The following is a 15,617-nucleotide window of genomic DNA, read 5'->3' as shown; positions in this document are numbered from 1 at the left end:
GGGGTGGGCCCACCCCAACCCCTCCCGCAAGCGGGAGGGGAGTAGAAGAAAGATGCGAGTCCATCAAACCCCTCGCTCGTCGATCAGGCGCAGCGGTTTTTGGCGCTTGTCGATCTCTGTCACCGCCGCCGTACCGCCGGGCTCACAAAGCTGCACCTCGACCTCAACGCCAAGCCCTTGTTTCAGCGTCTCGGCAAGCGCGCCTGCGTCTGTCCCGCCATTGCTCTCAAGCGTCACCCGCATTCCGTCGCGCCCGCTCGCATCGCGGCTCAAATGACAGACATATTCGCCGGTGAGGTCGGGCCGGTTCTCAATGATCGCGCCAATTGCATGGGGGAAGACATTGATTCCGCGCAGCTTGACCATATTGTCGCTGCGCCCGCGGAAGCCGGCAATACGCTTGAAGGCAATCTCGCCGCGTCCGCCGAGTTCATGGGTGATGTCGTGGGTGTTGAAGCGGATGCAGGGCGCAATGTCGTCTTTATAGAGACACGTGACCACCATATCTCCGGTCTCACCATGCGCGACCGGAGCGCCGCTGTCGATATCGAGCAGTTCGAGATATTGCGCATCTTCCCACACATACATGCCGTCGCGCTCCGGGCCTTCGCCTGCGATAGAGCCGGTGTCGCCGACCCCGTACCAGTCATAGGCTTTCGCGCCGTGCCAAGCGTCTTCGGTGGCTTGCCGGTCTTCGGTGCCAAGATGCCCGATAATCATGCGAATGTCGATCTTGTCGAACAGGCCTAGGTCCTCTGCTGTGCCGGCCAGCTTGCGCACGTAATCGACGAAACCGACCACCGCCGTAACGCCAAAATCGGCCATCAATTGCACCTGATTGGCGCTGCGGGTTTCGATGCCTGTGCCAGCCGACAGGAAGATCGAATTGGTGAATTTGGTGACGGCCTCGCGGATGTAATGACCACCATTTATCATGCCGTGGCCATAGACTGAATGGACCACATCGTCGCTCTCAAGCCCCATCCAACGGTACATGCGCCCGACAAGAAGGTTGCCGACTTCCCGGCCTTTAGGTCCGAACATCAAAACCTGAGGTTTGCCTGTGGTGCCGCTGGTGGTGTGGAAGACAACAGGTTCGCGTGTGGCGGGGTCTCCCATCCCGTGAAAGTCGCCATATGGGGGGTGCTCGGCAATCGAGGCCATCAGGTCGGACTTGTCGTAAACGGGCAGCTTGGTGATGTCTGCAAGGCCTGTGATGTCGCCCGGTTCAATGCCCTTTGCGCCCCAAAGTCGTTGGTAGAACGGCACCTGCCACCCCTTGACCATCAGCCGTTTGAACTGCGCGTCCTGGACCGCGAACAACTCATCGCGGCTCATGGATTTGTAGCGGGAGACAAACTCCTCTCCGACCGGATAATCGGTGAGCATTTGCTTATGATCGAGCGCTTCAAAGTAGGTGGGAAAGGTCATTGGGGATCCGTAAAATAGGCAAGAGGGTCGTCGAAAATGCGAGGGTCGGCGTCGGTGGGTGCCAGCTCGCGTGCGAGGTTCAGCTTGGCTTGGGTTTGCTTGGGCGAAAGCGGGTTTTCGGGACTGCCGAGGGTGTGCTCAACCGGGTGAGTGACGCTGCTCCCATCGGTTTTGGTCAAGGTCAGGCTTTGCGGGAAGAGCGCGTTGCCGTCGGTGTTGCCATCATCGGTGAGGCGCACTTTCGCAGCGATTGCGGCAAGCCCCGGGTCAGCAATGTCCGACGGCGTAAAGCGGCGCGGATCAATGCGGCCATCTGTGAGCATCAGAGCGCTCAAATAGGGCATGCACAGCCGCGCCCATGCTGGCGACATATCAGGCGAATAGGCGCGGTCGACAAGGCGGCGAATAAGCGGAGGGCAGGCAAGTTTAATCCCAGCCAACTCGGCAGGGTTGAGCGCCAGTTCGGCGAGTTTGCCAAGAGCCGCATGGCTTGCGCGGCCCGAGGGGAACGGCTTTGTGCTGACCTCCGCGATCCTCCAGACGGAGCCGAGACCGTCGGTGTAGCGGGAAAGGTCGCCTGTCTCGAACAGTTGGAGATACCCAAATGGCCCTTCGAGCGGGTCTCTGGGAGCACCAAAACCAGCCTTCGCAAGATCGCTCGCCGCGACCGCAGCGCGCGCGGCGTTGGCGATTTGAAACGGCAATGTTTCGCTGCCCTCAACATGGGCCTGCATCGTGCCAGCCGCGCTCGAATACGCAAGGCCGAGCGCATCATCGAGCGGTGCGCCGTCAATGCGCGCCACTGCAAGCGCTGCTCCCATCACGCCGCAAATGCCTGGGCGAAAGAAACGCATTGCGCTATCGGCACAAAGGCCAAGGCCTGAGGCAACATCAACGCCGATAGAGAGTGCCACCAGCGCCTCTTCCCGGTCGCATCCTCCGCGCCGGTCAATCGCTGCTCCAAGGGCTGCTGTCACAACGCTCATCGCGTGGACGACCGCAGGTTCGTGGACGGCGTCCCACTCAAGACAGTGCACGCGGTAGCCGTTGACGAAGGCGGCAGAGGCGGCGGGGAGCCGTTCTGATGTGCCGAGAAGTCTGGCATCCTCACCTGAACCAAACGTGCGCGCGGTTTGCAGGATAGCTGCTTCCCCCGGCGCGGCCACCGCTGCGGCTCCGATGGCGAGTGTATCGCCGAGCAAGCGGATTGCGTCATGGCGTACGCCCTCTGACAGCGAATGCTCAGCCCCGGCAAAGGCGAGGATTTGCTTGGTCGGGCTCATGACAGCCACTCCAGCAGCATCGCATCAATGGCTTGGGCGTCATCGCCTTGGAGAGCCAATTGGGTCGCCCGGTCTGCCTCCGCTTCCGCAAGACCACCCCACTGACCAAGCGTGTGCATCTTGTCCATGATGTGACCTTTGGAGACGGGCCGCTCCGGATCGCCAAGTGTGTCGGTCAGCTCAAAACCATTCACCCGCGCTCCGAAATGCGCAGGGTAGCTCGCCGTGATCTCGGGGTCTTCGGCCAACGAAACCTGCGCCCGCAAATCGGCAAGCTCGGCAATCGCCGTTTCGGTAAAGTCCTCTGGCTTGGCGTCCCTTCCGTCCGCCACAACCGCCACAGCGTGCTGCAAGGAGAACTTGGCCTCCAATTCTGTGTTAGGTTCGGGCCGATCGCAAAAGGTCAAGGCGTCGCGGTAGGTCTCGACCGTAAATGGCGCGGTAAGCTTGCCAACCGCGCGAAGCTCAAGCGCTGCATCAATTGCCGGGTGCGCATGACGACAGGCGGCAAAAGGCTTGAAGCTCACCTCGTGGATCAGCCACCCCTTGGGATCACCCGCAAGCGCGCCCGCTTCCTCGGTCATAGCAGCAAAGAGCCCTTGCGGGCCCTCTAGCAACGCTGCCGGACCGGTCACCCCAGCATCGGCATGACGCGCGGCATCAATCCCGGTGCGCATCGCGTGATAAACGTGCCACTGCTTGGTCAGCACATCATCGTGCCGCATATGCCAAAGCCCGCCTGCAACCGAGCCTGCATTGCCCAGCGCATGGGTCATGTTGACCCCACTCAGACCGAGCAGTGAACCTGAAACAGCCGCTGCCCCAAACACGCCAGCCGTGGCAGTGGGATGCCAATGCGCATAATGATGCGCATCGAGCGCCGAACCGACCGCGATCATGGCCTGATATCCGCGAACGCCAGATTCGAGCCGCTCGTCCATCGAAGCATCAGATTGGCTCATCGCCGCAGGCCATACAACAGGCCCGGGATGAAGCAGCGCAGTGCGATGAACATCATCCATCTCAAGCACATTGCCAAGATAGCTCGCCCGCTCCCAGCCAGACACGAAAAGTTCTCTCGCAGACTTTGCCGCGTGCGACTGTCTTGCCCCTGCAACGCAGGCCAGCCAATCAAGCAAGTGCATTCGTGCACGTGACTTCTCGCTTTCGCCCACGCTACACGCTAGGTGTTGAGAGAGTTGCGAGAGCAGCGGTTCGCTCATACAGCGGTTCTCCGCTTTAGTAGTACAAATTGGAGTTTGAGTTGGCTGACGCCGCCGCGCCATTGAAATCTAAGAAAACGCCGCGCTACATGCGGGTGGCTGGCGAATTGCGCGAAGCGATCCTTGGTGGACGCTTTGAAAACGGCAAGCCCTTCCCGACCGAAACCGCGCTGTGCCGGGAATATGATGTAAGCCGCTTCACGGTTCGCGAGGCCTTGAAGCGTTTGGAAGCCGAAGACCTGATTGCGAGAAGGCGCGGGTCCGGCACCACGGTGCAACGTGCCGCCGCACGCGGCGGTGCACTTCACCAACCATTGTCGAACGTCGGCGAGCTTCTTCAATATGCCCGCAATAGCGAGGTTGTATACGAAGAAACCTCTGGAGGCGCACTTCCCGCTGAAGTCGCCGAGCAAATCGGCGAGGACACCAAGGGCAGTTGGCGCAGCTTTCGCGGCACGCGCAGGCAAACCACCGATGCGCCGCCCATTGCAGTCACAGATGCGTACTTTCACGAAAGCCTCGGAGGTGCCGTCGATGAGCTCGACCTCTCGGCTGGAACTTTGTTCAGCCAGATCGAGCAATTGGCCGGCGTCACCATTGGCCGTGTCACCCAGGACATCCAAGCGGCCGCCGCCGACGCCGAAACCTCCCAGGCCTTGGGCATAGAGCAAAGCTCGCCCGTGCTGCGGATCATCCGGTGTTATCTCGACCCGGCTGGCAAGGTCTACGAAATCTCGGTCAGCCACCATCCCGGGGACCGCTTCGTCTACGCGATGCACATCGACCTGGATAGCTGACGCCGTCATCTTTTGAGCTCCGGGGGCGCACCGGGGGTCCATTCCTCGCCCGCGAAACGGATCGCCGGGGCTATGTGTTTGCCGCCGCCTTCGGCTTCCACGATAAGCCCGCGTTCGGCGATGTGCGGTTCGTCGAAGGCTTCACGAAAGTCGAGAACTGGGGAGAAGGCGACGTCCCCCACATTGTTAGCGTCGGCGAACCACTCCGACCACTCATCGCGGGTCTTGTTGGCAAAGGTTTCGCGCAAGAAAGCGATAAGCTCGCCCTGCTCGCCTGCAGGCGCCTCAGCAAGAGGTAGCAGGTCCAGGCGGCCCAGCGCAGCCAGAAGATTTTTCGCAAACTTTATCTCACGCCCGCCAAGCGCAACGTGCTTGCCGTCAGAGGTCGTATAAATCTGATAGAACCCAGCCCCGCCAAGCGAGCGCTGGGATTGCGATACAGGGCTCGCGCCGCCCGCAATCGCGCTGCCAGCAGTGTGCGCGCACCACGGGACTAAGCTGTCAAACATCGCGCAGTCGATATAAGCGCCCTCGCCCGTCCGGCCGCGCCCGATCAGCGCCATCAGCACGGCTGACAATGCGGTGAGGCCTGCGGCGAGGTCAGCGCTGGGAGCCCCTGGCACAACCGGCGTTCCATCGGGGCCATCGTTGACTGCGAGGAAGCCTGCGAGCGCCTGCACCGCCATATCGTGGGCAGGATGATGGGCGAGCGCGCCGTCCTGCCCGAAAGCGGAGATAGAGCAATAGACGATGTCGGATTTGATCGCTTTGACGCTGTCATAGTCGAAGCCGAGGCGCTTCATCACGCCGGGACGGAAGCCTTCGACAAAGACGTCAGCGGTCTCGATCAATTCTCGCAATGCCGCTTTGCCATCTTCGGATTTGAGATCGAGGACAACGCTTTCCTTGCCCCGGTTGAGGTTCGCAAACCACACCGAGTGCTCTTCGCCGCCGTAGGTGTCGAAGGGGGCTTGGCCGCGCGCCGGGTCGCCGTTGGCGGGCTCGACTTTGATAACGTCTGCACCTTGATCGGCCATCATGACGCTCATCATGGGTCCCGGCAAAAATTGCGAAAGATCGACAACACGAATGCCGGAAAGCTTTCCCATAACCTCTCGAATTCCCCTAACCTTGTGGTGACTTAAATCACGCCGCTTTTGCGCAAATCACTAATCGCGGCCTCATCATAGCCAAGCTCTTCAAGAAGCGCATCGCTGTCTGCACCCAGAAAGGGTGCCGCACGGTTCGGCAGGCGCTCGCCATCAAATTTCAGCGGATTGGCTAGCACATTAAGCTCCGGATTGTCCGGGTGCTCAACGGTGTCGCGCATGCCGATAGTTTCAAGCCAAGGATTGTCGAGCGCGTCGCCCAATGTGTGCACGGGTGCAACCGGCATAAAGCCGCCGAGCAGCTCCTGCCAGTGCGCCATAGGCTCTTTGCCGAACTCTTGATCGAGCACTGCGGTGAGCGCATCGCGATTGGCCAAACGGTCAGGATTGGTCGTAAAGCGCGGGTCTTCGCGCAAATCTTCTCGGCCCAGCTTCGTAGTCAGCACGTCCCAGAACTTGGGCAGCTGGCACATCACAAACATCCAGCCGTCCTTGGCTTTGAACATCTGGCTGGGGGTGGCAGTCGGATGAGCGCCGCGCGGGGTGCGCTCGGTCTCGTCCTGATGGTTCATATACCACAGCGCCGGATAGCTCGTCTGATGCACCGCAGCGGAGAGCAAATCAGTGTCCACATCGCGGCCCTTACCCGTGCGTTCAGCGTCCAACAGCGCGCCCAAAAGCCCGATGCAAAAGATCGTGCCCGTAATGAAATCGACCATGGAAAGCCCCATGCGCTGAGGATCGCCGCCCGGCTCTCCCGTCACCGCGCAATAGCCTGCCTCGGCCTGCATGAGGTAGTCATAACCCGGCCATTTCGCGCGTTCATTGTCGCGGCCATAGGCGGACAAATGCGCACACACGAGCGCGGGGTTGGTGTCTTTAAGGGACGCGTAATCCAGCCCCAACCGCGCAGGCAAATCGCCGCGCATATTGTTGGCGACGACATGGCACGTCGCGGCCAGCTTGTGCAGGATCGTCTGCCCCTCATCGCTGTTCAGATCGAGGGTGAGCGAACGTTTGTTGAGGTTGAACGCGTTGAAATAGGTGCTCTCACCTGGGCGCAAATAATGCGGCCCCACCATCCGCGCCGTGTCACCGCCGCCGCGCCTCTTGCCGTCTTCGCCAATCTTCCCCGGAGGCTCAATCTTGATGACCTCAGCGCCCATTTGCGCGAGGAACATCGTGCCATAAGGCCCGGCACCGTATTGTTCGGCGCTGATGATACGGTAGCCTTTTAGAGGAAGATGGGTCACGTTTGCGGCGAGCCTTAGATCTGGTTTTCTTTGAGGTGCTGCTTTGCGATGATCATCCGCTGCATTTCATTGGTGCCCTCGCCGATGCACATCAGCATGGAGTCGCGGTAATAACGCTCAATATCGTACTCTTTGGAGTAGGAGTATCCGCCGTAAATCCGCATAGCCTCCTGGCTGTTTTCGACCGCTGCTTCAGAGGCGTAGTATTTCGCAATACCTGCCTCTTTGTCGCAGCGCTCGCCCTTGTCATAAGCAACCGAGGCATCCAGTGTGAGAAGCCGCGCGGCGCGCGCTTTGGTTACCATTTCGCCAAGCTTCAACTGGATCGCCTGATGCTGGGCGATGGGTTTTCCCATAGTCTCGCGTTGCTGTGCATATTCGGTCGCAAGGCGCAGCGAGCCTTCGGCAAGGCCCACACCGCGCGCGGCGACGTTGATGCGGCCAAGTTCTAGACCGCCGGTAGCTTGGAAGAAGCCTTGCCCCTCCACGCCGCCGATAAGCTGGTCAGCGGGAATGACACAATCTTCCATGATGAGCTCAGCGCTGTCGATGGACTTGTAGCCGAGTTTGTCGAACTTCTTACCCGTAGAAAGACCCTCACGCTTGTCAGCGATAAACAGGCTCATGCCCTTATAGCGCGGGTCAGCATCGGGATCGGTCTTCACCAGCATGGCAAAGCAATCACCGTTAAGCGCGTTGGAAATCCACGTCTTGGTGCCGTTGAGAACGTAATCACCGTTCTCGTTCTTCGTCGCAACGGTGCGGATCGCTTGCAGGTCGGTGCCCGCATTAGGCTCGGTCAATGCAAGCCCGCCGCGAAGCTCACCGCTCGCAAGCTTGGGAAGCCAGCGCATTTTTTGCTCAGGCGTGCCAAACCGCTCAACGGCCGCTGCCATGATGAGGTGCGAGTTAAAAATGCCGGTGATCGCCATCCAATAGCTGGAGATGCGCATCACAATCTTGGCATAGGTCGTCGCTGGCAGGCCAAGGCCGCCATATTCCTCACCAATCGTCGCGCCAAACAGGCCCATCTCGGCCATCTGATGCACCAATTTCTCTGGCCAGATATCGCCGTGGTCGTGCTCTTTAATCACAGGAATAACGTCGCGTTCAAGCCACCTGTCGATGGTGTCCATAAACGCCTGCTCGTCTTCAGGTGAGATCGTCCTGATCTGATCGTCGAGAACTGCTGCGGTTGCCATAATGCTTATCCCTTAGGCGTGAATTTCATGTGATTTAAGAGGAGGTTATTCGTCGAGCCCGCCATGCCCACGCCGCCAGACAAGGACGGTGCGCTTATAGTGGCTGACCATTTCGCCATGCTGGTTTTTGGCGATGGTCTTGAAAGTTACGATGCCTTGCTCCGGACGGCTCTTGCTCTCGCGTTTTTCCAAGACTTCGCTCTCACAATAGAGCGTATCGCCCACAAACAAAGGCTTGGTCATGCGCACCTCGTCCCAGCCGAGATTGGCAATCGCTTTTCCGCTGGTATCGGAAACGCTCATGCCCGTCATAAGCGCGATCGTGAATGGGCTAACCACGAGCGGCTTGCCAAATTCGGTGTCCTTGGAAAGCTCGTAATCAAAGTGCGCTGGGTGCGTGTTCATGGTGAGAAGGGTGAACCACACATTGTCCGCATCGGTGATCGTGCGCCCGGGGCGATGTTCATAGACATGGCCCTCGACGAAATCCTCGAAATAGCGTCCTTGCACTTCGCGGAACCGACCCGGTGCAACTTCAATAACTCCATCACGCATTTGGATGCGTCTCCTCTAGCTTCCAGCGCGTGCGAGCACGGCCTTGTATTTCTTTACAAACGGCGCTTCGAGCATTTTGCCCTTGAACCGGATCGCGCGTTCGCCGCCTGCTTTATAGGCCTCAAGCGCCTCGCGGGCCTCGGCGATTTCTGCATCACTGGGCGCGAAAGCGGCGTTGGCGTGCGGAACCTGACGCGGGTGGATCACAGCCTTACACAGGAAACCAAGCGCGGCGGCGCGTTCGCATTCGGCAGCAAAGCCCTCTTCATCATCAAGGTGAATGTAAGGCACGTCGATTGCTGGCTTACCCGCTTCCGCGCAGGCCAAAACCATCGCATGGCGCGCACCCAAAAGCGGGTCCCATGCGAGTTCAACGCCAAGCTCGCTCGAAAAGTCAGCCCCGCCAAGCATAAGCGCCGATACCTTAGCGTGACTGACTATTTCGAGCGCGTGGCGAAGGCCGCGCGGGGTTTCAACAAGCGGCACCAGATCAGGGCAACGATCACCCAAGACGCCAGCGACGACATCAAGCTCAGCCGCCGTCTCAACCATCGGCACCATGAGAACAGATGGTAGCACTTCGGCCTCACCCATGGCCGCAAGATCGCGCACGCCCGCCAGAGTGGTGACAGCGTTGATGCGAATGCCCCAACCCTCTGGCATCTTTGAAACATGCGCAAGAGCCGCCTCTCGCGCAGTCGCCTTGTCACCGGCAGCAACAGCGTCCTCAAGATCAATCACAGTAAGCCCGGCACCAGCCACTTTCGCTTTATCAAAGCGATCAGGGCGCGATCCGGGAACAAACAAAAGGCTGGCAGCTGCGAACATAAAGGCTAGTCGATCATCCTGTCTCGAAAGCCGTGTACCGGCCAAAACTCAGACTTCACAATTTGTCCGGACAAATATAAAGTCAAGACCGAAATGCTCAAATGTCCGGACAAATTCGGCCAAGGCGTAAAAAAAATCGGAGAGATCGAATGAAGCCAATCAAGTCCCTTATTGTTGCCGCCGCTCTGGCCACCGGCTCTCTTCTAGCAACCGGGGTGTCGCAGGCACAAACTCTCGATCCTTCAGTCCCCGAAGACGCTGTCGAGATTTCCAAGCGTTTGCAGTGCGGTGTTTCTGAAGACGAACCAGCGGTTTATCACTGGTCAGGCAATATTTATGGCCGCACGCCGGGGGAACGCGACAAGCTCCTTTTTAAAGGCGAAGGCATGAATATTCGCCGCTGTGTAGAAATCACCGACCCCGAGCGTGGGACTGGTTGGCGTATGATCAGCCGCGAGATAATGCTGATGCTCGATCCAGAGACCGGCGAAGTCGCTGACACTTGGGAAAATCCTTACACCGGCAAGACCGTGAATGTGATGCAAATCCACAATGATCCGGTGAACGGTCGACCCAACTTTCCGCGCGGCGCTGACGGATCACCGTTTCGGCTCTCTACCCTGAGGGAAAGTGGGCCATACGTCTTTATGCCGTTTGAAGTGCCGCTGTTTTACCCCAACCCGCTTGCTGGCGAATATCAGCAGTTTGTCGGCAATATGTATCACGCGATGGAAATCTTCGACTTCGCGGCGCTGAAAAGCGATCTTTATGATGCATCAAAACCAACCGCCTATCCGATGATCAGTTGGGTGCGCATTTCGCCATGGGCTCCTTGGATGGAAATGGGCGGGCGTCCGGGACAGATGGTTTTCAACGCAATGGGACAAAAACTCCCCGGCGGCTTTGAGGAGCTGCCCGATGTGCTCAAGAACGAGATTCGCGAGAATTATCCGATCTATGAGCAGGCCCCGCCGAAAGATGACACGCGGCCGAACGAGACCACTTGGACCAAATTCAAGCTTCTGACCGATCAGGCGCGGTCAGCGGCAGCGGCAGCGGATGGGGAAAAGGCTTCCGAGCACTCAGGTCACTAAACCGGTGGGCATAATGCCCACTCGGCGTGCCTTTCTGGCTGGCTCCAGCGCTTCCATCATCGCTGGGGCAGCTCCGCGTCCCGCATGGGGCCAGACACAGGTTGACGTCGCGATTATCGGTGCTGGAATTGCGGGACTGAACGCGGCGCGTATTTGTGAGGAGGCGGGGCTCAGGACCGTTATTCTGGAAGCCGAAAACCGAGTTGGCGGGCGGCTCCACACTCTCGATGACTTACCCGGAAAGCCCGAGGCCGGCGGTATCCAGGTCGGCGCAAGTTACAAGCGGCTGCACGCAATTGCAGGCAAGCTTGGCGTTGGCCTTTCCAGTGACAGCGGCGCAGGCGACGGGCAGGTGCACAAGCCGGGCAATCTCTATTGGATTGATGGCAAACGCTACACAGCGGAAGGGTGGACCGCACAAGGGGAGACTTCTTTGGTCAACCCGGCGTTTACCGCTGAACCTGCGCGGCTCTTGCGCAAGTTTACAAGCGGGCTAACGCGGTTTGAAAGGCCAACCGATTGGCTCACCGCCGAGCCCCAATCGGACATCTCTGTCAAAATGGCCCTTGCACAAGCCGGGGCCAGCCCAGAGGCGCTTCGCCTCATCGAAGCAAACTTCAATGGCAATTCGCTAAGCTCGATGTCACAGCTTCATCTTGCGCGAAGCTTCGCAATTTTCCGCGCTGGTGCAGGACCGGTTTCGACCTTCGATGACGGCGCGCAGCGCTTGCCCGCAGCGATGGCTGCCAACCTGCAATCCGACATTCGGTTAAGGCATCCTGTCGTCGCCCTTCTCGAAGAGAGAGGGGCCATAACCCTCAAGACTGCACGAGGCGCAGTTCAGGCGCGTCATGTGATCTGCACCGTACCTTTTGCCGCCATGCGTCATCTTTCCCTTCGCGCTCAATTGCCTGTGCCTGCCGCACGGATGGTCGCCGACCTTCCCTACACCAAAGCAAGCTTTGCCTACATTTCGGCGAAGAGCGCGTTTTGGCAGGAAGATGAGTATCCTGACACCATTTGGAGCGATGATCCGCTGATAGGACGTGTCTTTGTCCTCGGTTCCAATCCGCCGATGCTCAAATTGTGGACCACAGGTGGCGGGGCGGACAGACTGGATCGAATGCGAGAGGATATCGCTGCCAAGGCCATAGTCGAGCGCATAGAACGCATCCGGCCCTCGGCACGCGGACAGCTTGAAGTGCTGCAATTCTTCAGCTGGCAAAGATCACCCTATGCGCGCGGTGTCTATCATCACATCGGCACCGGCATGGCAGCCGATCTTGCAGCGACCGCGCAATGGCAGGGCTCGCGCCTTCACTTCGCCGGCGAACATCTCGCGATCGAAAGCAGCGGCATGGAAGGTGCGCTCGAAAGCGGCGAACGCACAGCCATGCGCGTGGTAGAGCTCACCGCTTAAGAAAAAGGGGCCGCAAACTCTCGCCTGCAGCCCCATTTTCAACGGGTTTGGCTTTCCGGGCCAGCGCCCAGAGAGCGCCCCAAATTCCCAGTCAGTATTGGATCCTCAGGATCGCGCCGAACCGGCGGCTCAGACGGTTGTTGTACTGGAAGCCGCGCGACTGGCCTGCCCCGGCAAGCTCGAATGCATTCTGAATAACAATTCCATTGACCGCAAAGCTGCCGTTTCCATTCGACGGATCAATGAAGCGAAGCACACCGAGCGGCGCATCTTCATTGGTCAGGTTCTTACCATAGACCGCGAGGCTCACATGGTCGCCAAAGTTGAAGGTGACCCGCGCATCGAGCTCAAAGGAACTGCCACTTTCGGCGAGGTTCTGCACCTGCGCAAAACGGCTTGAGAGATAATTGCCATTTATCGAGAAGAGCGTGGAAAAGTTGTCGCTGAACTGCGCTTCATAGTCGGCAAAGAACGATGCCTGATGACGCGCCTGGCGGGGCAATTCCTGACCAATCAGGGAATCGTCACCAAACACCAACCCTTGCGTCGCCTCTTCGCCCGAGGTGAAATTGGTGTCGGTCCAGGCATAGGTGCCGCCAACCGAGAAGCCGGGAAGGCTGTCGGGAGAGAACACTGTATCAAACTCGAGGCCGAAAATGTCGACATCACCAAGGTTGGCTGTGACCGAACCCGTCGTACTGTTGGCACCAAGAGCCGCGAGGTTCTGCGTCAGCTGATAGTCCTCCAATGCGGAATAGAAGGCAGCGGCGTTGAAGACCCATTGACCATCCATAAAGATGTTCTTCGAGCCAAGCTCAAACTGCCACACCGATTCCTCATCAAACGTGCCAAAACCGAACTCAAACCCTTGTGCGCCGTTAAAACCGCCTGGCTTCGTGCCGCGGGAAGCGCTGGCGTAGAGCAGATTGTCCGGCGTAATATCGTAATCAACGATGAAGCGCGGCGTCAACGCACCGAAGGATTCGCTAACGTCGAAAGGACTGCCGTCCCCAAGCGTTGCAAGGCCGCCGTTTGCACGATCAAACACGCGCAGGCGCAAGTTTTCGTCCGCGTATCTCAGCTCAGCCGTCGCGGTCAGCTGGTCGGACAAATCAAATGCAACCGACCCAAAGGCAGAGAAGTTCTCAACGATCAACTCCTCCGGATCAGTTGGTCCAAGATCAAGCGGACCGGCCGCGTTGAACCCAAAGAAGCCGCCGAACGCGGCCGCAACTTCCTGCAAAGCCGCCGCTTCGTTCGCGAGAAGCGCTGCTTCGCGTTCAGGCGTGAAGGCATCGAGCAAGACATCATCGTCCTGCTCATTGCGGAAATAGTAGCCGCCAACGCGCCAACGAAACGCGCGGTCCTGCGGAGAGTCGAGCCGCACTTCTGCAACATAGGTCTGCTGCAAATCATCGTCGTTGGTGGTGAAATCAAATGGGATTAGCCCCACTCCAACCGCCACCGGGCCCGCTGGGAACGGACCAAAAATCCGCGCAATACCAAAACTCTCAGGTTGGCCATCGCTGTCGAGCAGATCGCGGAACCGCTCGCGCGTGTATCCCACGGTCGAAACAAGCGTGTATTCGCCGAGCTCAAACTCATTGTTTAAAGAGACAAACAACTCTTCCCGCTCAAGACCGCCGCCAGCTCCGATCACATCCGGGATCTGCGGCGCACCGCTTGGGTTTGGAGCCATGGTCGGCACGACGCCCTGGAAGAACGGCTGAACGCCGCCAAGGTCTATCCCGCCCGGTACATTGACGTTGAGGTCCTCAAACCCCAGCAGCCCGATGGGGAAATGGCCGTCGTCGTCTTCATTATAAGCGACGCGGATCTTGCTGGTCCAGGTTGGGGTTGGACGGATTTCCAGCGTTCCTCCGATGCTGACTGACGATTCATTGCCAACCGAAGGGTTTGCATTGGTTGGAATGTCGAACTCGCTCTGGAAATCGTAGAAACGCGCAGCGATCGAGAAGAAGACTTTGTCCTCAATGATTGGACCGCGTATATTGCCGAGGATTTCGTACAGGTCATCCTCGCCCACTTCGACACTTAACTCGCCGCCAAAATCATTGGTCGGCTGGCGCGTGGTGATGTTGATCGCACCAGAGTAGGTGTTCCGGCCAAAGAGCGCGCTTTGAGGTCCCTTAATGATCTCAATCGTGTCGATGTCGCCAAAGTTTAGGCTTCTGATTGACTGGGTGACGTTCACATTGTCGATGAAGACCGACACCCCGGAATCGCCTAGGATATTGGCCTGACCGCGGATAATCGGACGATCAAACTGCCGTCCAAATGGTGTGTCAAAAACGAACCCCGGCGTGCGGCGAGAGAGGTCTTCGATGTTCTGGATGCCCTGTTCGAACAGGTCCTCAGAGGTGAAAGCAGTGATGGCAATCGGAACTTCTTGAATGCTCTCTTCCGTCTTACGCGCAGTGACGATGATCACATTGCCGTCTTGTTCTTCGGTTACCTCGGCGTCGGGAGTGGTCCCTTCATCCTGCGCAAGCAATGCGCCTGGAGTCATAACAGTAGCCGCGAGCAATGCGCTGCGAATGAGCGTTCTCATAGTATCCCTCCCTTTGATGCGGCCAGTTCCCGTTGCGCCGCATACGTCGTCCCAGGCCGCTATTTCTGCCCAGCCGCGCAAATTTGTCCAGACAAATTTTCAAAAAGATGTGCATTGCTTGCTATGGTGCGGCGTCAGAGCATCGGCTTGGCGTTGCCCAAAAAGGCTGTGATGAGCAGCAAGATGTAGACCGCCCAAACCCATATCCGTGTCCGGTCCATAGTGCGGCGGAGCGGGATTTCGGTTTCGTCGCTTGATCCTTGTTCGATCACGGCGGTAAGCTGCGCACCCACAGGCTTGAAGGTCACATCAATCATGATAGCTGCCACAAAGATGAGACCGAACATGAACGCTTTGAGAGCCAGCCAATCGGGATCAAGCGGTGCATCAAACCACAAGCTTTGCCCGCCAAGCCAAAGGTAAAAGCCGCCAACAATCCAGCGCAGCCACCCTTCGATACTGCGGTTACGAGCGGCCCGCGGGGTTTGGTCGTGGCGGTGCGAATCCCACACTAACCACAGCCAGAAGAGACCCACAGCCCAAGCTCCCCACAAGAGCGGCGCAGGAACATCCCACCAATTGCCCAAGTCCACGACGCTTAGCGACAATGGGACCATCAAGGCCCAGGCGCTGCGCGGCACCATGTCGATCTCCACCAGCAGCTTAAGCAGCGCAATCCGCTGATCGAGGGTGTAATCCGCGCGCCTGCGGAAATGCTGACCCAGCACAAACACACCCACATCCGCACCCAGCCATAAAACAAACAGCAGCAGGTGCGCATAAACAAGAGTCGGATAGGCAAAATCAGGCATCGGCACATTTCCTCATTCGCAAAACTGTTGCCTCAAAG

General features: G+C 58.5%; 13 protein-coding genes. 3 read left to right on the top strand and 10 right to left on the bottom strand.

The genetic code is table 11. The annotated features are described in order from the left end of the window. Positions 1–63: 63 nt before the first annotated feature. Genes AC0V60_RS02640 through AC0V60_RS02630 form a run of 3 tightly spaced genes read right to left on the bottom strand, consistent with a single transcriptional unit; the run spans position 64 to position 3,937 of the window. Entirely contained in the window at positions 64–1,431 is a 1,368-nt protein-coding gene (locus tag AC0V60_RS02640; protein ID WP_486177004.1) for a phenylacetate--CoA ligase family protein, read from the bottom strand. After that, positions 1,428–2,714, bottom strand: coding sequence for an MmgE/PrpD family protein (locus tag AC0V60_RS02635; protein ID WP_486177003.1), 1,287 nt, complete (start codon positions 2,712–2,714; stop codon positions 1,428–1,430). The genes AC0V60_RS02640 and AC0V60_RS02635 overlap by 4 nt, the downstream gene beginning before the upstream one ends. Continuing rightward, entirely contained in the window at positions 2,711–3,937 is a 1,227-nt protein-coding gene (locus AC0V60_RS02630; RefSeq protein ID WP_486177002.1) for an MmgE/PrpD family protein, read from the bottom strand. Before AC0V60_RS02630 ends, AC0V60_RS02635 begins: the two co-directional genes overlap by 4 nt. A 41-nt stretch (positions 3,938–3,978) precedes the next feature. On the opposite strand from AC0V60_RS02630, the gene AC0V60_RS02625 reads away from it, so the two are divergent. Beyond that, positions 3,979–4,734 carry a GntR family transcriptional regulator gene (locus AC0V60_RS02625; RefSeq protein ID WP_486177001.1) on the top strand — a complete coding sequence of 252 codons (756 nt, stop codon included), beginning with the start codon at positions 3,979–3,981 and terminating at the stop codon, positions 4,732–4,734. 5 nt (positions 4,735–4,739) lie between these two features. Here AC0V60_RS02625 and AC0V60_RS02620 read toward each other — a convergent pair whose 3' ends face one another. From AC0V60_RS02620 to AC0V60_RS02600, 5 genes are read right to left on the bottom strand one after another with little or no spacing between them, the layout of a single operon-like run. Next, positions 4,740–5,843 carry a CaiB/BaiF CoA transferase family protein gene (locus AC0V60_RS02620; RefSeq protein ID WP_486177000.1) on the bottom strand — a complete coding sequence of 368 codons (1,104 nt, stop codon included), beginning with the start codon at positions 5,841–5,843 and terminating at the stop codon, positions 4,740–4,742. A 32-nt stretch (positions 5,844–5,875) separates the two neighbouring features. Further along, the gene (locus tag AC0V60_RS02615; protein WP_486176999.1) at positions 5,876–7,096 is read right to left on the bottom strand and encodes a CaiB/BaiF CoA transferase family protein; all 1,221 of its coding nucleotides are present in this window, start codon (positions 7,094–7,096) and stop codon (positions 5,876–5,878) included. 14 nt (positions 7,097–7,110) lie between these two features. Further along, the gene (locus AC0V60_RS02610; RefSeq protein ID WP_486176998.1) at positions 7,111–8,298 is read right to left on the bottom strand and encodes an acyl-CoA dehydrogenase family protein; all 1,188 of its coding nucleotides are present in this window, start codon (positions 8,296–8,298) and stop codon (positions 7,111–7,113) included. Positions 8,299–8,343: 45 nt separating this feature from the next. Continuing rightward, positions 8,344–8,853, bottom strand: a complete 510-nt coding sequence (locus AC0V60_RS02605) for a MaoC family dehydratase (RefSeq protein WP_486155703.1) — start codon at positions 8,851–8,853, stop codon at positions 8,344–8,346. A 15-nt stretch (positions 8,854–8,868) separates the two neighbouring features. Beyond that, positions 8,869–9,681, bottom strand: coding sequence for an HpcH/HpaI aldolase/citrate lyase family protein (locus AC0V60_RS02600; RefSeq protein ID WP_486176997.1), 813 nt, complete (start codon positions 9,679–9,681; stop codon positions 8,869–8,871). A 149-nt stretch (positions 9,682–9,830) separates the two neighbouring features. On the opposite strand from AC0V60_RS02600, the gene AC0V60_RS02595 reads away from it, so the two are divergent. Both AC0V60_RS02595 and AC0V60_RS02590 read left to right on the top strand, forming a co-directional pair. Continuing rightward, complete coding sequence (locus AC0V60_RS02595; protein WP_486176996.1) at positions 9,831–10,775, top strand: DUF1838 family protein; 945 nt, start codon at positions 9,831–9,833, stop codon at positions 10,773–10,775. Positions 10,776–10,788: 13 nt separating this feature from the next. Beyond that, on the top strand, positions 10,789–12,195 hold the full coding sequence (locus AC0V60_RS02590) for a flavin monoamine oxidase family protein (protein ID WP_486176995.1): 1,407 nt from the start codon (positions 10,789–10,791) through the stop codon (positions 12,193–12,195). Positions 12,196–12,286: 91 nt separating this feature from the next. On the opposite strand, the gene AC0V60_RS02585 is transcribed toward AC0V60_RS02590, so the two are convergent. Then, positions 12,287–14,767 carry a TonB-dependent receptor gene (locus AC0V60_RS02585; RefSeq protein WP_486176994.1) on the bottom strand — a complete coding sequence of 827 codons (2,481 nt, stop codon included), beginning with the start codon at positions 14,765–14,767 and terminating at the stop codon, positions 12,287–12,289. Positions 14,768–14,901: 134 nt separating this feature from the next. Next, on the bottom strand, positions 14,902–15,579 hold the full coding sequence (locus tag AC0V60_RS02580) for a hypothetical protein (RefSeq protein WP_486176993.1): 678 nt from the start codon (positions 15,577–15,579) through the stop codon (positions 14,902–14,904). Positions 15,580–15,617: the final 38 nt, after the last annotated feature.

It is taken from the genome of Erythrobacter sp. S259 (genome assembly GCF_057364965.1).
Note: the sequence above shows the minus strand (reverse complement) of the source record. Positions and strands in the feature narration are given on the sequence as shown.